The organism is Rhodovulum sp. DZ06, from assembly GCF_050586345.1.
GTDB lineage: Bacteria > Pseudomonadota > Alphaproteobacteria > Rhodobacterales > Rhodobacteraceae > JBOCEF01.
The window spans coordinates 1-18,238 of record NZ_JBOCEF010000034.1; the positions used below are offsets into that span (position 1 = coordinate 1).

The window sequence follows — 18,238 nt, forward strand, 5'->3', positions numbered from 1 at the left end:
CCCCCCCCCCCCCCCCCCCCCCCCCCCCCCCCCCCCCCCCCCCCCCCCCCCCCCCCCCCCCCCCCCCCCCCCCCCTTGGGCGCCGCGGCCCCCGGCCGGGCGCAACCCGCCCCACGCAAAGGGGCGCAGCCGAAGCCGCGCCCCCCTCATCTCTCGCTCAAGCCCCGCTCAGGCGGCCGAGCCGAGTTCCATGTACCGCTCGAGGTGGTAGTCGGCGTCGCCCAGCTGGTGGTCGATCATGGTGATCCGCTTGGCGTAGTGGCCGACGGCGTATTCCCAGGTCATGGCGATGCCGCCATGCATCTGGATCGCCTCTTCCGCCACCAGCTTGCCGACGCGGCCGATGGTGTTCTTGGCGGCCGAGACGTTCTTCTCGCGCACCACCCGGTCCTGGTCAAAGCGCCCGGCGGCGTTGATCAGCGCCGAGGTGGCCTGCTCCATCTCCATGAACACGTCCGCCATCCGGTGCTGCAGCACCTGGAACCGGCCGATGATCACCCCGAACTGCTTGCGCTGCTTGAGGTAGTCGAGGGTCATGTCCCGCGCGACGGTCATCGCGCCCACGGCCTCGGCGCAAAGCGCGACGCAGCCGATGGCCAGCGCCTTCTCCAGCGCCGGGAAGGCGCCGCCCTCGGGGCCGACAAGCTCGCCGGTCGCGCCGGTCAGCACCACCTCGGCCACGCGGGTCCCGTCGATGCCGGGAACCTCGCGGATCGACACGCCCTCGCCCTTCGGATCGACGAGGTAGACGGAGATCCCGTCCTCGTCCCACAGGTCCCCGCCGGTGCGGACCGTGACCAGGATCCCGTCCGACGTCCCGCCGTTCAGCACCGCGGTCTTGGTCCCGTGGATCTTGCCGTCCGACAGGTGGGCCGAGACCTCGGAGGCCTCGTAGCGCGAGGTCGGCTCGTAATGCGCCAGCGTCAGCTTCTTCGCGCCGCCGACGATCTCCTCGATCATCGCCTTCTGCGCGTCGCTCCCGATCTCGGCCAGCACCGTGCCCGCCATCAGGTTGGCCAGCACCGGCTCCACGACCAGCGCCTTGCCGAGCTCCTCGAACACCACCGCGACGTCGAAGGCCGCGCCGCCGAAGCCGCCGACCTCCTCGCCGAACAGCGCGCCGAGGATCCCGAGCTCGGCCATCTGGCCCCAGACCTCGTCGGAATACCCGGCGTCGGTCTCGGCGATTTCCAGCCGTTTCTCAATGGGATAGGTGTCCCGCAGGAAGCGCGACAGGGTGTCCGCCAGCATCCGGCGGTCTTCGGTATGGTTGAAGTCCATCTTGTTCTCCTCCCCGGTCCGGGCGGGGGCGGCCGGGCCGCCCCGCGCGCCTCAGAGCCCCAGGATCGCCTTGGTGATGATGCCGCGCTGGATCTCGTTCGAGCCGCCGAAGATCGAGATCTTGCGGTTGTTGAAGTAGCTCTTGGAGATGCCCTGGGCGTAGTCCGGGCCCATCCAGCTCTCGTTCGAGCCTTCTTCCAGCGCCTCGGACACGAAGGGGATCGCGTGCGGCCCGAGGGCCTGGCGCGCGAGCACGTTCAGCTCCTGCCGGATCAGGGTGCCCTTGACCTTGAGCATCGAGGATTCCGCCCCCGGCGCGCCGCCGGCCTGGGCCTTGGCGAGGATGCGCAGGTTGGTGGTCTTCATCGCCTCGAGCTCGATCTCCACCTGCGCCATGCGGGCGGCGAAGATCGGGTCCTCGGCCAGCGGCTTGCCCTTGCGGGTCTGCTGCTGGGCGATCTTCTTCAGGCTCTCCATCGCGGCGTTGGAGTTGCCCACGCCCGCGATGCCGGTCCGCTCATGCGTCAGCAGGTACTTGGCGTAGGTCCAGCCCTTGTTCTCCTCGCCCACGAGGTTCTCGGCCGGGACCTTCACGTTGTCGAAGAACACCTCGTTCACCTCGTGCTCGCCCTCGAGCAGGATGATCGGGCGCACTTCGACGCCGGGGGTGTTCATGTCGATCAGAAGGAAGGAGATGCCTTCCTGCGGCTTGCCCTCCTTCGAGGTGCGCACGAGGCAGAAGATCCAGTCGGCGTGCTGGCCGAGGGTCGTCCAGGTCTTCTGACCGTTGACGATGTAGTGGTCGCCCTCCTTCACCGCGGTGGTCTTGAGGGAGGCGAGGTCCGACCCGGCGCCCGGCTCGGAATAGCCCTGGCACCACCAGTCGGTGCCGTCGAGGATGCGCGGCAGGTAGTGGCGCTTCTGCTCCTCAGACCCGAAGGCCAGCAGCACGGGCGCGAGCATCCCGAGGCCGAACGGGATGATCCGCGGGCCGCCGCGCAGGTTGGAAATCTCGTCGAAGATGTGCTTCTGCACCGGCGTCCATTCGCAGCCGCCGTATTCCTTGGGCCAGCCCGGGGCCAGCCAGCCGACGGAGTTCAGGGTGGCGTGCCACTCCTCCATGTCCGCCTTGGTCAGGGTCTTGCGCGCCTTGACCTTGTCCAGCAGGCGCTGGGGGGCTTTCTCGTCGAAGAATTTCTCGACCTCGGCTTTGAAGGCGAGTTCTTCCTGGGTGTAGTTCAGGTCCATCTTGTCCTCCCGTCTCAGGCGGAAATCCCGCGCCCGGTGATACGGACGCGGGGGGCTGGCCGGATCAGGCTCAGAAAATCTCGAACAGGCCCGCGGCGCCCTGGCCGCCGCCGACGCACATGGTGATGACGGCCCACTTGGCGCCGCGCCGCTTGCCCTCGATCAGCGCGTGGCCGGTCATCCGCGCGCCCGACATGCCGTAGGGGTGCCCGATCGAGATCGAGCCGCCGTTGACGTTGAGCTTGTCGTAGTCGATGCCGAGCGTGTCGGCGCTGTAGAGCACCTGGCTGGCGAAGGCCTCGTTCAGCTCCCACAGGTCGATGTCGTCGACCTTCAGCCCCGCGCGCTCCAGCAGGCGCGGGACGGCGAAGACGGGGCCGATGCCCATCTCGTCCGGCTCGCAGCCCGCGACCTGGAAGCCGCGGAAGGCGCCGAGGGGGTTCAAACCGCGCTTCTCGGCCTCCCTGGCCTCCATCAGGATGCAGGCCGAGGCGCCGTCCGAAAGCTGGCTGGCGTTGCCCGCGGTGATGAAATGCTCCTCGCCGCGCACCGGGGTGAGGCCCGCGAGGCCCTCGAGCGTGGTCGAGGGGCGGTTGCACTCATCCTTCGACAGCGTGACCTCGTGGTAGGAGACCTCCTTCGTCTCCTTGTCCATCTTCGCCATGGTGGTGGAGATGGGCACGATCTCGTCGTCGAACTTGCCCGCCGCCTGCGCCGCCGCGGTCAGCTGCTGCGAGCGCAGGGCGTATTCGTCCTGCCGCTCACGCGATACGCCATAGCGGTGGGCGACGTTGTCCGCCGTGTCGATCATCGGCAGGTAGACGTCGTCCTTGTGCTGCTCCAGCCACGGGTCCTTGCGGTTCTTGCCCGACATGTTGGCCTGGACGAGCGAGATGGAATCCAGCCCCCCCGCGGCCATGACGGGCGAGCCGTTGACGATGATCGCCTGCGCGGCCATCGCGATGGCCTGGAGGCCCGAGGAGCAGAACCGGTTGACCGTCCCGCCCACGGTGGTGACGGGCAGGCCCGCGCGCAGGGCGATCTGGCGGGCGATGTTGCCCCCGGTGGCCCCTTCAGGCAGGCCGCAGCCGATGATGCAATCCTCGACCTCGGCGCCCTCGACGCCCGACCGCTGGACGGCGGCGGCCAGGGCGTGGCCGCCCATGGTCGCGCCGTGGGTGATGTTCAGCGACCCGCGGAACGCCTTGCCGATCGGCGTGCGCGCGGTGGAAACGATGACGGCCTCACGCATTGTTCAGATCCGCGAATTTCTTGCCTTCCTCGACCAGCTGCACCAGGAGCGGCGCAGGCGTCCAGAAATGGCTGTCCTCTTTCTCGAACTCGCGGATGTCGGCGAGGATCTTGTCCAGGCCCACCTCGTCCGCGTAGTGCATCGGCCCGCCCCGCCAGCGCGGGTAGCCGTAGCCGAAGAGCGCGGTCATATCGACGTCGAGCGGGCGCAGCGCGATCCCCTCGCCCACGACCTTGGCCGCCTCGTTGGTCATCGCCGCGATGTAGCGGCGCATGATCTCTTCCTTGGTGAACTCGCGCGGCTCGACGCCGAGCTTCTCCCGCTCCGCCTCGATCAGCGGCATGATGCCCGGGTTCGGCGGGCCGGAGCGCGCGCCGCCGGCATAGTCGTAGAAGCCGATCTCGGTTTTCTGACCCAGCCAGCCCTTGTGGTACATCTCGTCCAGGAAGCCCGCGCCGTAGCGCACGTTGGGGTTCCGGTCGGCGGCCTTGCCCTGGCGGTTGAAGTAGCCGATGTCGAGCCCCGCGAGGTCGCCCATCTGGAACGGGCCCATCGGGTAGCCGAACTCGCGCACCGCCTCATCGATCAGGTACGGCGAGGCGCCGTCCTCGACCATGTAGTTGGCCACGGTCATGTACTTGGCCAGGATCCGGTTGCCGATGAAGCCGTCGCAGACGCCGGAGCGCACGGCGACCTTCTTCATCATCCGGCCCAGCGCGAAGCCGGTCGCGGCGACCTCGGGCAGGGTCTTTTCGCCCACCACCACTTCAAGCAGGCGCATGATATGGGCGGGGGAGAAGAAGTGCAGGCCGAGCACGTCCTGCGGGCGGGACGTGGCCGCCGCGATCTCGTCGATATTGAGGTAGGAGGTGTTGGAGGCGAGCACCGCGCCGGGCTTGGCGATGGCGTCGATCTTGCCGAAGACCTCCTTCTTCACCTCCATCTTCTCGAACACCGCCTCGATGATCAGGTCGCAATCCGACATCGCGGCGTAGTCGTCCGAGAAGGTCATCTTCGAGGCGATCAGCCCGTCCAGCGCCTCCTGCGTCATGCGGCCCTTGGCGACCGAGGACGCGTAGTTGCGGCGCAGGTTGGCCTCGCCGCGGGCGACGGCCTCGGGGTTCATCTCGACCATCACCACCGAGAGGCCGGCGTTGAGCGCCGCCGCGGTGATGCCCGCGCCCATGGTGCCGCCGCCGATCACGCCGATCTGCTTGAGCGGGCGCGGCTCGACCTTCGCCTCGGGCACCTTGGCCACGGCGCGCTCCGAGAAGAAGGCATGGACCATGCCCGCGCGCTGGCTGGACATGTGGCACTTCATGTAGTGCTCACGCTCATGCTTCATGCCCTCGTCCACGGGCATCAGCGCGCCCTCGGCGGCGTTCACCGCCTCGACGAAGTTCATCAGGCCGCGGGCCTTCTTGGCGGCGGCGGCGCGGGCGGCGTCGAACCAGTCCTTGCCCGGGTTCTCCAGCGGCAGGTCGGTGGTGCGGCGGACCCCGGCGCCCTCTTCGAGCAGCTTCTTCGCATAGGCGATGCCGGCGGCCTTGGCGTCGCCGCTCTCGTCCACGACGTCGATCAGGCCCATGCCGAGCGCCTCGGGCGCCTTCACGTGGCGGCCGGAATGCACGATCTCGAGCGTTTTCTCGAAGCCGATCAGCTTCGGCGCGCGGATCATGCCGCCGGCGCCGGGGAAGATGCCGAGATGGATCTCCGGCAGGCCCACTTTCGCGGTGTTCTGCGCGATGCGGTAATGGGCGCCCATGGAAATCTCGAGGCCGCCGCCGAGCGAGGTGCCGTGGATCGAGGCGACGACCGGCTTGGTCGCGCGCTCGATCCGGGTGGCGACGTCGGGCAGCGCGGGGCCGGTCGGCGGCTTGCCGAACTCGCTGATGTCGGCGCCGGCGGGGAAGGTGCGCCCTTCGCCCACGATCACCGCGATCTTCGCCGAATCGTCGGCGTCGAACTGGTCCATCGCGTCCACAAGGCCCTGGCGCACGCCCTGGCCGAGCGCGTTCACCGGGGGATTGTCGATGGAAATCACGGCGATGTCGCCGTCCTTCGCGTAGCTCACCGGTCCGCTCATCTCGCTCCCATCCCTTTTGCAGCATCCGGCCGGGGGTCCGGCCTCGTTTTGCTTTGCGGTTCTGCGTTTCGCAGATTGACGGCGAGTTTTAGAGAAGACGGCGCAGGACGCAAGGGTGGTTTTCGCATCGCCCGGGACCGGAGCGTCGCAGCAGGGCGCCGCGCACGTCAGCACCACCTTCGAAAGAAAGCGTCCCGCGCGCAACAGGCGGCGTCGCGAAATTGCGCGCCGGGGCGCGATAAGATCATTTCGGAAGGGGGAAGGCCGCCCCGGCCGGGGCGGCGCGGATCCGCTCCTCGGGCGGAAGGCCGCCGGGGGCGGGCCCGGAGGGGCGATGCGGGGGGACTGAAGCGGACCTGTCTGGCCCCCCACGGCCACGACCCGACTTCACGAAGGCGGCCGCGCGCACTTCCACGACCACGTCCCCGCCGCATCATCCGTTCTGGAGGGGAGGCGAAATCCGGCGCGCGACGCGGTAATGCATCAAGCGGCGACTCGGCTTCGGCCAAAAGACGCACTTCGGCGCCCGGGACTCGGAACATACAGCGCCCGGCCCGCAGGGCAAGGCACAAGTAATTGAGTTTGCGTGTAAATTCCGGACACCTGTTTACCCGGGATTTACCATGACCGCGAAACGGTCCCGGCGCCGCCCGCTGGGCGGCGCCGGGGGACGCGCGGGATCAGTAGCGGTAGTGGTCCGGCTTGTAGGGGCCTTCCACGGTCACGCCGATATACTCGGCCTGCTCGGCCGACAGCTCGGACAGCGCGGCGTTGAGCTTGGCGAGGTGCAGGCGCGCGACCTTCTCGTCGAGGTGCTTGGGGAGCACGTAGACCTGGTTCTCGTACTGGTCGCCGCGGGTCCAGAGCTCGATCTGCGCCAGCACCTGGTTGGTGAAGGACGCGGACATCACGAAGGACGGGTGGCCGGTGGCGTTGCCGAGGTTCAGCAGCCGCCCTTCCGACAGCAGGATCATGCGCGCGCCCGACGGCATCTCGATCATGTCCACCTGCGGCTTGATGTTGGTCCACTTGTGGTTCTTCAGCGCGGCGACCTGGATCTCGTTGTCGAAGTGGCCGATGTTGCCGACGATCGCCATGTCCTTCATCTCGCGCATGTGCTCGATGCGGATCACGTCCTTGTTGCCGGTGGTGGTGATGAAGATGTCGGCCGTCGGGGCCACGTCTTCCAGCGTCACCACCTCGAACCCGTCCATGGCGGCCTGCAGCGCGCAGATCGGGTCGATCTCGGTGACCTTCACGCGGGCGCCGGCGCCGCGCAGGGACGCGGCCGAGCCCTTGCCCACGTCGCCATAGCCGCAGACCACGGCGACCTTGCCGGCCATCATCACGTCGGTGGCGCGGCGGATGCCGTCCACGAGCGATTCCTTGCAGCCGTACTTGTTGTCGAACTTGGACTTGGTGACCGAGTCGTTGACGTTGATCGCCGGGAAGGGCAGGCGGCCCTTCTCCATCAGCTGGTACAGGCGGTGGACGCCGGTGGTCGTCTCCTCGGACACGCCCTTGAGCATGTGGCGCTGCTTGACGAACCAGCCCGGGTTGGCGGCCATGCGCTTCTTGATCTGGGCGAAGAGGGCGACCTCTTCCTCGGACTGCGGGTTGTCGAGCAGCTCGGTCTCACCCTCTTCGACGCGGGCGCCGAGCAGGATGTAGAGCGTGGCGTCGCCGCCGTCGTCCAGGATCAGGTTCGCGCCGCCCTCGGGGAAGTCGAAGATCTTGTCGGCGTAGTCCCAGTACTCCTCCAGCGTCTCGCCCTTGATGGCGAAGACCGGGATCCCGGCGGCGGCGATGGCCGCGGCGGCGTGATCCTGGGTGGAGAAGATGTTGCACGAGGCCCAGCGCACCTCGGCGCCCAGCGCCACGAGGGTTTCGATCAGCACCGCGGTCTGGATGGTCATGTGCAGCGAGCCGGCGATGCGCGCGCCCTTGAGCGGCTTGCTGTCGCCGTATTCCTCGCGCAGCGCCATCAGGCCCGGCATCTCGGTCTCGGCGATGTCCAGCTCCTTGCGGCCATAGTCGGCGAGCGAGATGTCCTTGACGATGTAGTCGGTCATGAGGGGGCCTCCGGGGGGATTGGGCATGACGGATGGGCCGGGCGGATGCGCCCGGCGGTTGCAGGGGATGTAGCAGCGCAAGGGTGAATGAACAATGCGCCCACGGCGCGCATTCGCCGCGAAACGCGCCAAAGGGCCCCGCGGGACCCTTTTTTCCGGTGTTTCGACGCGCGGCGGGGGGCGCGCCCCGGCTCAGCAGCAGCCGCCCTTCGCCGGTTCCGCCGCCGGGCCGCAGCAGGAGGAGGCCGCCGCCGCCGGCGCCTCGGCCGGCGCGCAGCAGGACCCGGCCGCGGCCCCTTCGCCGGGCGCGCCGAAGGGCTGGTAGGCGGGCGCTTCGGGGAAGGCGCCGCGATGGGGCAGCGGCGGGGTGATCTCGAAATTCGGGGCGAAGCGCGACTGCGCCAGGATCGCCGCGGTGTTGCCGCTGATCGCGATCGGCACGTCCACCGGGAACAGGGTGGAATCGTCGAGGCGCAGCGCCTCCTCGGCCCCGTCGAGCCCGCCGTAATAGCTCGCCGTCTGGCCGTAGGATTCCGCGCCCGGCTCCAGCCCCTCGGCCGCGAACAGCCGCATGGTGACCGAGGCGAAGCGGGCCTCGCCGAGCTTTTCCTCCAGCTTGGGGTTCGACACCGCCAGCGGGCGGCCTTCCAGCGCGCGCGGATCGTCGAAGCCGACGTCGCGGCACAGCGCGAGGAAATCGCCCCAATAGAGCGCCCCCGACAGGCATTCGCCCCAGAGCACCGGGTCCTTCAGCAGCTCTTCCGACATGCGCCGGTCGGCATAGACGTCCGAGAAATGCATCTCGCCGCCCGGTTTCAGCAGGCGGCGGGCGCCCGCCAGCGCCGCGCGCTTGTCCATGCACAGGTTGATGACGCAGTTGGAGACGATGACGTCGAAGCTGCCCGGCTCCAGGTCCAGCTCGTCCAGCTTCTCGAGATACCCGTGCAGGAAGCGGGTGTTGGGATAGCCGAATTTCTCCGCGTGCCAGTCCTGCCGGCGGCGGGCGACCTCGAGCTGCTCCTCGGTCATGTCGACGCCGACCACCTCGCCCTCGGGCCCGACCAGCTGCGCCAGCGCGTAGACGTCGCGCCCCGCGCCGCAGCCGAGATCGAGCACGCGCGCGCCCTTCAGCCCCTCGGGCGCAATCAGCCCGCAGCCGTAATAGCGCGCCAGCACCTCGTCATGGATGTTCGACAGGATCGCCTTCACCCGCGCGGGCATCTCGCCCACCGTGCAGCAGGCGTCGGTCTGAAGGTCGTCCGACCCCTGCAGGGTCTTGCCGTAGTAATCCTGAACCGAACCGTGATCCATCTCGCCTCTCCTTCGCCAGGGGTCCCCCCATCGCTAGCGCGGCGCGGCGTGCGAAGGAAGCGCCCTTCGCGTCACGAAACCGACACGAAAACCGGCCCCCGCGCCGCTCGACAGGGGGGCGCGGCTCTTTTATCTCTGGCCCATCTTCCCCCGGCCCGGAGCCTTCCCGTGACCCAACCCCGCGCCTGGCAACGCATGCTCTCGGGCCGCAGGCTCGACCTGCTGCACCCGTCCCCGATGGACGTGGAGATCGAGGACATCGCCCATGGCCTCGCCTTCGTCGCCCGCTGGAACGGGCAGACCAAGGGGGACTGGGCCTTCTCGGTGGCCGAGCATTCCATGGTGGTCGAGGACATCTTCGCCCGCATGGGGCCTTGCCCGGCGAAATGGCGGCTGGCGGCGCTGCTGCATGACGCGCCTGAATACGTGATCGGCGACATGATCTCGCCGTTCAAGGCGGCGCTGGGGCTCGATTACAAGGCGTTCGAGGCGCGGCTCGAGGCGGCGGTGCATATCCGCTTCGGCCTGCCCGCCTCGCTGCCCAAGACCGTGAAGCAGAAGATCAAGCGCGCCGACCGGGCCTGCGCCTGGCTCGAGGCCACGCAGATCGCGGGCTTCTCGGAGGAGGAGGCGGACAAGTTCTTCGGCAAGCCCCGGTTCGAGGGCTGGCAGGACCTGCGCCTCGCCCCCCTGCCCCCGGCCGAGGCGCGGGCGCGGTTCCTGGCGCGGTTCGAGGCGCTGATCGCCGAGATGGGCGGCCCCGAGGCCCCCGCGCCATGACCCGGGCGGTGGTCGTCGACCTCTCGGCCGTGGTGCTGGCGCTGGCCCCGGACGAGGAGCAGGACGGGGGCCGCGCCGCCCATGCCGCGGCGCTGGTGACCGAGGACGGCCGCCTGCCGACCGTGACCTTCGACCCCGACAGCCAGCGCACGCTGGAGCTGACGCTGCGCGACCGGGTGCGCGCCGATGCGGGGCTGGATCTGGGCTATGTCGAGCAGCTCTATACCTTCGGCGACAGCGCGAGGCGGGCCGAGGGCGGGGACGCCGCCGCCCCCCACGCGGTGTCGATCGGGTACCTGGCGCTCGCCCGCCGCGCCGGGGCGCCGCCGCCGCGCCACGCCTGGTCCCGCTGGGATCGGTACTTCCCGTGGGAGGACCGCCGCCCCGGCGCCGCCCAGCCGCTGGACGCGCTGCGCGCCGCGCTGGCGGACTGGGCCGCGGAGGACCAGGACCGCGCCGACCGCGTGGCCGCCTTCTTCCCCGAGGAAGCCGCCGCCTGGCGGGACGAGCTGGTGCTGGACCGGTACGAGCTGCTCTACGAGGCCGGGCTGGTGGCCGAGGCCTGGCGCGACCGGGGCGAGGAGACCCCCGCCTGGGCCGCGGACGGGGGCGGGGGCGGCCCCGGCGCGCTCTCCACCGGCCGCCCGCTGTGGCGCGACCACCGCCGGATCCTCGCCACCGGCATCGCCCGGCTGCGCGGCAAGCTGAAATACCGCCCCGTGCTGTTCGAGCTGATGCCGCGCACCTTCACCCTGCTCGAGCTTCAGCGCGCCGCCGAGGCGGTGCAGGGCGTGGTGCTGCACAAGCAGAACTTCCGCCGCCAGGTCGAACGCTCGGGGTTGGTGGAGCCGACGGGGACCATGACCTCGCGCCATGGCGGGCGCCCGGCGGCGGAATTCCGCTTCACCGCCGATGCAGGCTGGGAACGGGTGATGACCCCGGTGCGCTTCGGCGGCGCCCGGAAGGGGTGAGACGGGGTGCGGGCGGCCTCGGGGGGCATGAAGCCCCCGCTCGGCCGCCCGGCCGCGCCCGGTGGGCGCGGCGGCGCGTCAGTCCGCCGTCACGCGTTCGTCAGCCCTTGCGGCGCGCGGCGACGCCGAGGCCCGCAAGGCCCAGCAGCATCAGCGGCGCGGCGGCGGGCAGCGGCACGTCGGACACGCCCTCGGCCGAGTATTCCACGAAGTACCCGCGCGTGGCGATCGACTGCAGGTCGTTCCAATTGCCGCCGTTGATATGAATGACATCCTCGTCGCCAAGGTTGTTCGGCTCGTTGCTGTTCCAGCTGGCGTAGGTGGGCGAAGACCCGCCGGTCCCGCCGTTCCAGAACACGTCCCCCGCCTCGGGCCCGTCCAGCCAGGTCCAGACGCCCTCGGTCGCCGCGTCGGAGCCGCCGAGGAAGCCGTCGCCGTTGAGCGTCAGCAGGAAGGCGTTCTCCTCGGCGCTGGTGACGGTGGCGAGATAGCCCGACAGCGGGACCCCGCCGCAGGTGGTGCAGGTCGAGGCCAGCGCGAAACCGCGCGCGTTCTCGAAGAGCGTGACCTGGTCGATATATTCGTACCAGTGGCCATTGCCGGACCATTGCACCGGAACAGCCGCCGCGGGCGTGGCGAGAAGGGCGGCGAGGGCCGCCGCGCAAAGCGATCTGTGCATCAAGGATCCCCCGTGGATGAAAATATGCCCGTGCGCGGCGCCGCGCACGGGTGCTTAATACACCATTCACCAAGCGAAGTCTCGCTGATTCAACCCTGGGTGGAGTCCTCAGGCGTCCGGCCCCTTGGCCTTGCGCCGCGCGCGGGTCTTCTGGAACGCGTCCGAGAAGGCGGCGGCGAGGATGCCCGCCGGCAGCGCCACGATGGCGATCGAGGTCAGCGCCGCGAAGCCGGCGATGATCTTGCCCATCCAGGTCACCGGGTAGACGTCGCCATAACCCACCGTGGTCAGCGTCGCGATGGCCCACCACATGGCGCGCGGGATCGACCCGAAGGCCTCGGGCTGCGCCTCGGCCTCGACGATATAGAGGGCGATGGCCGCGAGGATCAGCACCAGCCCCGCCAGCACCGCGGCCAGGAACAACTCCGTCGACCGCTCGCGCACCGCCGACCACAGCTCCCGCACCGCCTCGCCGACCGAGGAGCTGCGGGTGAGCCAGAAGATGCGGAACAGCCGCGCCAGCCGCAGCACCGCGATCCAGCCCTCGCCCATCCCGAACACGTCGAGCCAGAGCGAGGCGACCGCCACCAGGTCGACCAGGCTGTGCCAGGCGAGGAAATAGCGCATCCGCCCGCCCGGATCGGCATAGAGCGGGTTCTCGGGCTTGGCCCAGAGGCGGGCGGCGAACTCGGCGCTGAAGGCGACGGCGAAGACGAGGTTGAACGACCGGAACAGCGGCGACCAGGCGGCCAGGGTCGGCTCGGTCTCGAGCACCGAGACGGTCACCGAGGCGAGGACCAGCACCAGGATCAGGCGGTTGACGGGCGACACCCCGCCGCCGGTCCAGGCGTCGAGGTCGAGCTGGGTCCAGACGCGGCGTCGGAAGGTCACTTGGACGGTCCTCTCGGGCGGCGGCGCGGCGGCGCAGGCGGGCCGGGCGCCGCGGCGGCATGCGGTGCAGGGGGGCGGAGCGTTGCGCGGCGGCGCGGGCGCGTCAACCACGTGCGGGCCGCGCGGGGGGGCCGCCCGCACCGGCCGCAGGCCCCGCCACGCGGCGCCCCTGCCGGATGCGCCGCGCGGGCGCCCCGTCGCCACGGGCGCGCCGCCGGACGCGCGGCCCCGGCGGCGCGGCCCTGCGCCCTCAGCAGGCCCCCGACAGGTGACCGGCGGCCCCGGGAGATCCCGGCGCAGCGGCGGCGGCGCGGCGGCTCAGCCCTTCCTGCGGGTCGGGGCGGGGGGCGTGCGGCTGGTCAGCCGGGCGATGATGCGCCCGCCCGCGCCCTCGCCCAGGGTGTAGGCCGGGTCCTCGGCCAGGATGCGGTGCAGCTCGGCCCCCGGGCGCCCGGTCTCCAGCGCCAGGCGGTCGAGGCTGCGCCAGGTGAAGCGCCGGTCGCCCAGCGCGGCGTCGAGCAGCGCGCGCAACTCGGGCGCGGGCGCGGCGGAAGCGGGCGAAGGTGAAGGTGAAGGCGCGGTCGGCGACGCGACGCCCGGCGTCCCGCCGGGAAAGGTCGCATCGGCGCCGCGCGCAAGGCCCTGCGGCGGCGGCGCGGGCGCCGGGGCGAAGGGGTCGGGCGCGGAGGAGTCTGGCGCGAAGGGATCGGGCGGCGGGGGCGGCGTCTCCGGCGGGGACCCGGCGGCAGGGTCGGCGTCGCCAGGCCCGCCGCCGCTTTCCTCGCCCGCCGTCGCCCGGGGGTCCGCCTCCTCGAAGGGGATGTGCACCCGCGGATGGCGCGAGGCGCCCTCGACCAGTCCGCGCGCCGAACCGCCGCCCCCCGCGCCCGGCGACGGGGTCCCGGAGGGCGCGGGCGCGGAGGCCCCGCCCCCGGCCGCCTCCAGCCGCGCGCCCAGCGCCGCGACCTGCGCCTCCAGCGCCTGCACCCGCTCGGCCATCGCCAGGGTCTCGTCCTCGACCCGGCCGACCTCGCTGTCGACCTTGGCCTCGACCTTCTCCACCTCGCGCTCGATCTCCACCCCGAAGCCCGAGAACTTGCGCAGCCCCGAGAACATCTCCGGCCGCCGCCAGCCCGCCAGCGCCAGCAGGACAAGAAAAAGGAGGGGCCACCACCCGGGCCCCTCCTTGATCCACAGCGCGTAGTAATCGGTGGCCGGGGCCGCCGCCGTCGCCTTCTGGGCCGCCTCCTGGGCCGCCTCCCCGGCCGCCCCCGCGGCGCTTGCCGCGAGGGCCCCGAGACCGGCGAGCGCCCCGGCCCGCCGCATCAGTCCAGCGCCTTCGCCTGCTCGCGCAGCGCGAATTTCTGGATCTTGCCGGTCGAGGTCTTGGGCAGCTCGCCGAACACCACCGTGCGCGGGGCCTTGAAATGCGCCAGCTCGCTGCGGCAATGGGCGATCAGCGCCTCCCGGGTCACCTCGGCCCCCGGTTTCAGCTCGACGAAGGCGCAGGGCGTCTCGCCCCATTTCTCGTCCGGGCGGGCGACCACGGCGCAGAAGGCGATGGCGGGGTGGCGGTACAGCGTCTCCTCCACCTCGATCGAGGAGATGTTCTCGCCGCCCGAGATGATGATGTCCTTGGACCGGTCCTTCAGCTGGACATAGCCGTCCTTGTGCTTGACCGCGAGGTCGCCGGACCAGAACCAGCCGCCCTTCAGCGCCTTCTCGGTGGCCGAGGGGTTTTTGAAATAGCCCTTCATCACCACGTTGCCGCGGAACACCACCTCGCCCAGCGTCTCGCCATCCGCCGGGACCGGCGCCATCGTCTCGGGGTCCAGCACGTCCAGCGCCTCGAGCGCGGCGTAGCGCACGCCCTGGCGGGACTTGAGCCGCGCCCGCTCGGCCGCCGGAAGGTCGTCCCATTCGGGGTGCCAGTCATTGACCACCGAGGGGCCGTAGACCTCGGTCAGCCCGTAGACATGGGTGACGTTGAAGCCCGCATCGGCCATCGCGGCCAGCACCGATTCCGGGGGCGGGGCGGCGGCGGTCAGGAACTCGACGGTGTGGGGCAGCGGGCGCTTCTCCGCCTCAGGCGCGTTCAGAAGCGTGCTCATGACGATGGGCGCGCCGCACAGGTGGGTGACGCCATGCTCGGCGATCAGCTCGAAGATCGCCCCGGCGCGGACGGCGCGCAGGCAGACATGGGTCCCGGCCTTGACCGAGATGGTCCAGGGGAAGCACCAGCCGTTGCAGTGGAACATCGGCAGGGTCCAGAGATAGACGGGCGCCTTGCCCATGTCGGCCTGGATCACGTTGCCGGTGGCCAGCAGCATCGCGCCGCGGTGGTGATAGACGACGCCCTTCGGGTCCCCGGTGGTGCCGGAGGTGTAGTTGAGGCTGATCGCGTCCCATTCATCCAGCGGCCCGGGGCCTTCGAAACCCGGATCGCCGGTCTCCAGGAACGCCTCGTAATCCTCGGCGTCCCCGGCCGCGTCATGCGTCTCCGGCACCGTGGGGTCGCGCCAGCAGATCACCCGCGGGCTCACCTGCGCCCGGGCCAGCGCCGCCTGCGCCAGCGGCATCAGCTCGGCGTCCACCAGCAGCACCTTCGCCTCGGCATGGTCGAGGATGAAGGCGATCCCGGCGGCGTCGAGGCGGGTGTTCAGCGCGTTGAGCACCGCGCCCAGCATCGGCACGCCGTAATGCGCCTCGAGCATCGGGGGGGTGTTGAGCAGCAGCGCCGAGACGGTGTCGTTGCGCCCCACCCCCGCCGCGTCCAGCGCCGAGGCGAGGCGCTTCGCGCGGGCGTCGAATTCGCGGTAGCTGTAGCGCAGGTCGCCATGGATCACGGCGGTGCGGTCGGGGAAGACCGAGGCGGCGCGGTCCAGCAGGCTGAGCGGCGTCAGCGGCTGGTGGTTCGCCGGGGTGCGGTCGAGGCCGAGCGTGTAGGGAGACGTCATTGCGGCGGATCCTCCTGGCGCGCCGGTCCGGGCCACGGGGGCCCGGCGCGGCGCGCGGTGTTGTGCCCTGGGCCCTGGGGCCATTGGTCTTGCGGCTTGGGCGCGCCGCCGGGCCGGGCCGCGCGCCTGTCGAAACCCATATCAATCCAAGCCGCCCGGCGGCGCAAGAAGGCGGCGCGGCGCAGCCGGGCGGTTCTGCGCGCCGGGGCCGCGCGCAAACCCGCCGGGGCCGCGCGGCGTTGCCCTTCCCCGCCCGTCATTGCATGATCCGGCGAACCGCGGGCCGTGCGCGCCCGCCCCGGACCACGAGCATCAAGAGACGATCCATGCCCAAGGGACTTGAAGGCCGCGTCGCCATCGTGACCGGCGCAGGCGGCGGCGTGGGCCGCGCCACCGCGAGGCGCCTCGCCGCCGAGGGCGCGAAGGTGCTGATCGCCGACCGCGACGAGGCCGAGCTGCGCAGCGTCGCGGTCGAGATCGAGGATGACGGCGGCGAGGCGATCGCCTTTCCCTGCGACGTGACCGAGCCGCTGACCGCCTCGAACATCGTCGCCTCGGCGCTGGACGCCTGGGACCGGATCGACATCCTGGTGAACGGCGCCCGGCAGGTGATCCCCGGCGCGATGATGGAGACGGACCACGACGCGCTGGCCCAGACCTTCGACGTCAACGTGCGCGCCACCTTCCGCCTGTCGCAGGCGGTGGCGAAGCGGATGATCGCCCAGTCCGAGGAGCCGGATTTCGACGGCCGCCCGCCGGGGACGATCATCAACATCTCCTCCATCGCCGCGCGCCGGACCCTGCCCGAGCTGCTGACCTACTCGGTCGGCTGCGCGGCGCTGGACCAGCTGACGCGCTCCATGGCGGTGGCGCTGGCGCCCTACAAGATCCGGGTGAACGCCGTCGCCCTCGGGTCGGTCATGACCCGCAACCTGCGCGAGGCGCTGCGCGACCACACCTCGCTGCGGGCCGAGCTGACCAAGGTCACGCCGCTCGGCCGGGTCGGGGAATCGGGCGAGGCGGCCGAGGCGGCGCTGTTCCTGGTCTCGGACAAGGCGAGCTTCATCACCGGGCAGATCCTGGCCGTCGACGGCGGGCGCACGACGCTCGACCCGCTCGCGACCCCGGCTCTCTAGGCGCCGCCGCGCCCGGCGCGGCGCGGGCGGGCGAGCGGGGGGCCCTGCGCCCCCCCGAGGCCGGCCGCCCCCCGGCGAAACGGTTCCCAGACGCGAAAGGCGCGCGCCGGTCCCCCGGCGCGCGCCTTTTTGATCCCTGCCCAAGGCCCGAAGGCCGGGAAGATCAGGGCTGCTCGTCCTCGTCGTCGCCCCCGCCCTTGGGCAGGTTGAACAGCGCGTCCGGGTCCATCACGTCGCTCGAAGAGCCGCGCGGATCCTCGTCGGCGTCTTCCTCGACCAGGCTGAAATTCTCCAGCTCGGACAGGCGGCCGGGGATGCGCGGCTCGGGCTTGGCCATCAGCGACTCGTCGGTCGACAGAAGGTTCATCCGCTGCTCGGCGGACATCACCTCCTCCTGCTCGCGCCGCTTGCGCTCGGCCGCCTTCTGCACCGCCTCGTCCAGCGCCGCCTGCTTGCACAGGCCCACGGCGACCGGGTCGACCGGCTGGATGTTGGCGCTGTTCCAGTGCTTGCGCTCGCGGATCGACTGGATCGTCGGCTTGGTGGTGCCCACCAGCTTCATGATCTGGCCGTCGGTCAGCTCGGGGTGGTAGCGCACCAGCCAGGCGATGGCCGCCGGGCGCTCCTGGCGCTTGGACAGCGGGGTGTAGCGCGGGCCGCGGCGCTTCTCCTCGCCCTCGGCGGCGCGGGTCTTCTTCAGGCGCAGGCGGCGGGTGGGATCATCCTCGCACAGCTTGATCTCTTCGGCCGTCAGCTGGTTGTTGGCGATGGGATCGAAGCCCTTCATGCCCGGGGCCACCTCGCCGTCGGCGATCCCGTTGACCTCGAGCTCGTGCAGCCCGGTGAAGGCCGCGATCTGGGTGAAGGAGAGGGTGGTGTTGTCGACCAGCCAGACGGCGGTCGCCTTGGGCATCAGAGGCAGCGTCATCGCATCGTCCTTTCGGCAAGAGAATACACGTGTCCCCTCGGGTCCGAAGAACCGGGGCCGGGGGCCGTGGGGCGGTCTTTGGAAAGGGGGAGTCGGCAGTGGATATATTCGAGACGTCCAGCGAAGGAAACCCCTTGGACGCGCGCGAATCACCGATTCAGGGACTCGCCTTTAAACTCAGAGATTCTCAAAGAAATTGAAGGATGGTGGCTTTACGCCAAGGTCATTCATACAGGTAAACAACCGCGTGATTGCGTGCAAACTGTGAAAATGGCGCAAAAAGGAACTTTCCCTTTGCCATGGTACATCTTTTCAGCGCATTTCTCGATCATCGGCCGGCGCGCAGGATGAACGACCGGCAGCACTGGCGACAGTACGTCGCGGGAGGGTAGAGGACGGGCCATGCTCACCACCAGTGACCACAGCGGCGCCGAGGCGCTGCGCAAGATGACCGAAAGCCATGACGAGCGGCTCGCGCTCGCCCGGATGCTGCTCTGGGCCGAGCGGGAGGCCGCGTCCCTCGGGGCCGCCGACGCCGCGGGCTGCATCCGCAAGGCGATCTCGGCGCTCGGCGCCGACTGAGGGCCGCCGGGGGCCGCGCCCCATGTCCGGCGCAGGCCCGGGGGTCGCCCCCCGGACCCATGGC

The 18,238-nt window shown here is 70.6% G+C and carries 15 protein-coding genes; 4 read left to right on the top strand and 11 right to left on the bottom strand.

What is annotated here, in order from left to right; translation table 11 throughout:
* Positions 1-168: 168 nt before the first annotated feature.
* The 6 genes from ACQ5SO_RS14425 to ACQ5SO_RS14450 form a co-directional block, all read right to left on the bottom strand.
* Entirely contained in the window at positions 169-1,281 is a 1,113-nt protein-coding gene (locus ACQ5SO_RS14425) for an acyl-CoA dehydrogenase family protein (protein WP_430942317.1), read from the bottom strand.
* 51 nt (positions 1,282-1,332) lie between these two features.
* A complete protein-coding gene (locus ACQ5SO_RS14430) occupies positions 1,333-2,529 on the bottom strand; it encodes an acyl-CoA dehydrogenase family protein (protein ID WP_430942318.1) in 1,197 nt (398 codons plus the stop codon).
* Positions 2,530-2,599: 70 nt separating this feature from the next.
* Positions 2,600-3,781, bottom strand: coding sequence for an acetyl-CoA C-acyltransferase (locus ACQ5SO_RS14435; RefSeq protein WP_430942319.1), 1,182 nt, complete (start codon positions 3,779-3,781; stop codon positions 2,600-2,602).
* Positions 3,774-5,867: a 3-hydroxyacyl-CoA dehydrogenase NAD-binding domain-containing protein gene (locus ACQ5SO_RS14440; RefSeq protein WP_430942320.1), complete on the bottom strand. Its 2,094-nt coding sequence runs from the start codon at positions 5,865-5,867 to the stop codon at positions 3,774-3,776. The genes ACQ5SO_RS14435 and ACQ5SO_RS14440 overlap by 8 nt, the downstream gene beginning before the upstream one ends.
* A gap of 680 nt (positions 5,868-6,547) precedes the next feature.
* A complete protein-coding gene (ahcY, locus tag ACQ5SO_RS14445) occupies positions 6,548-7,939 on the bottom strand; it encodes an adenosylhomocysteinase (protein WP_430942321.1) in 1,392 nt (463 codons plus the stop codon).
* A gap of 192 nt (positions 7,940-8,131) precedes the next feature.
* A complete protein-coding gene (locus ACQ5SO_RS14450) occupies positions 8,132-9,250 on the bottom strand; it encodes a methyltransferase domain-containing protein (RefSeq protein ID WP_430942322.1) in 1,119 nt (372 codons plus the stop codon).
* Between the two features lie 195 nt (positions 9,251-9,445).
* On the opposite strand from ACQ5SO_RS14450, the gene ACQ5SO_RS14455 reads away from it, so the two are divergent.
* Positions 9,446-10,030 (top strand): hypothetical protein, encoded by a 585-nt coding sequence (locus tag ACQ5SO_RS14455; RefSeq protein WP_430942368.1) that lies wholly within the window; start codon positions 9,446-9,448, stop codon positions 10,028-10,030.
* Positions 10,027-11,001: an NUDIX hydrolase gene (locus tag ACQ5SO_RS14460; RefSeq protein WP_430942323.1), complete on the top strand. Its 975-nt coding sequence runs from the start codon at positions 10,027-10,029 to the stop codon at positions 10,999-11,001. Before ACQ5SO_RS14455 ends, ACQ5SO_RS14460 begins: the two co-directional genes overlap by 4 nt.
* Positions 11,002-11,101: 100 nt before the next feature.
* Here the strand turns inward: ACQ5SO_RS14460 and ACQ5SO_RS14465 are convergent, their stop codons facing one another.
* The 4 genes from ACQ5SO_RS14465 to ACQ5SO_RS14480 form a co-directional block, all read right to left on the bottom strand.
* Positions 11,102-11,680: a VPLPA-CTERM sorting domain-containing protein gene (locus tag ACQ5SO_RS14465; RefSeq protein WP_430942324.1), complete on the bottom strand. Its 579-nt coding sequence runs from the start codon at positions 11,678-11,680 to the stop codon at positions 11,102-11,104.
* A gap of 108 nt (positions 11,681-11,788) precedes the next feature.
* Entirely contained in the window at positions 11,789-12,571 is a 783-nt protein-coding gene (locus ACQ5SO_RS14470; protein WP_430942325.1) for an ion transporter, read from the bottom strand.
* A 318-nt stretch (positions 12,572-12,889) separates the two neighbouring features.
* Positions 12,890-13,897, bottom strand: a complete 1,008-nt coding sequence (locus ACQ5SO_RS14475; RefSeq protein ID WP_430942326.1) for a hypothetical protein — start codon at positions 13,895-13,897, stop codon at positions 12,890-12,892.
* A complete protein-coding gene (locus ACQ5SO_RS14480; RefSeq protein ID WP_430942327.1) occupies positions 13,897-15,528 on the bottom strand; it encodes an acyl-CoA synthetase in 1,632 nt (543 codons plus the stop codon). Before ACQ5SO_RS14480 ends, ACQ5SO_RS14475 begins: the two co-directional genes overlap by 1 nt.
* A 326-nt stretch (positions 15,529-15,854) precedes the next feature.
* Here ACQ5SO_RS14480 and ACQ5SO_RS14485 point away from each other — a divergent pair, with 326 nt between their 5' ends.
* Positions 15,855-16,664, top strand: coding sequence for an SDR family NAD(P)-dependent oxidoreductase (locus ACQ5SO_RS14485; RefSeq protein ID WP_430942328.1), 810 nt, complete (start codon positions 15,855-15,857; stop codon positions 16,662-16,664).
* Positions 16,665-16,827: 163 nt separating this feature from the next.
* Here ACQ5SO_RS14485 and ACQ5SO_RS14490 read toward each other — a convergent pair whose 3' ends face one another.
* Positions 16,828-17,592, bottom strand: coding sequence for a DUF1013 domain-containing protein (locus ACQ5SO_RS14490; RefSeq protein ID WP_430942329.1), 765 nt, complete (start codon positions 17,590-17,592; stop codon positions 16,828-16,830).
* Between the two features lie 402 nt (positions 17,593-17,994).
* Here ACQ5SO_RS14490 and ACQ5SO_RS14495 point away from each other — a divergent pair, with 402 nt between their 5' ends.
* Positions 17,995-18,174: a hypothetical protein gene (locus tag ACQ5SO_RS14495; RefSeq protein ID WP_430942330.1), complete on the top strand. Its 180-nt coding sequence runs from the start codon at positions 17,995-17,997 to the stop codon at positions 18,172-18,174.
* Positions 18,175-18,238 lie beyond the last annotated feature (64 nt).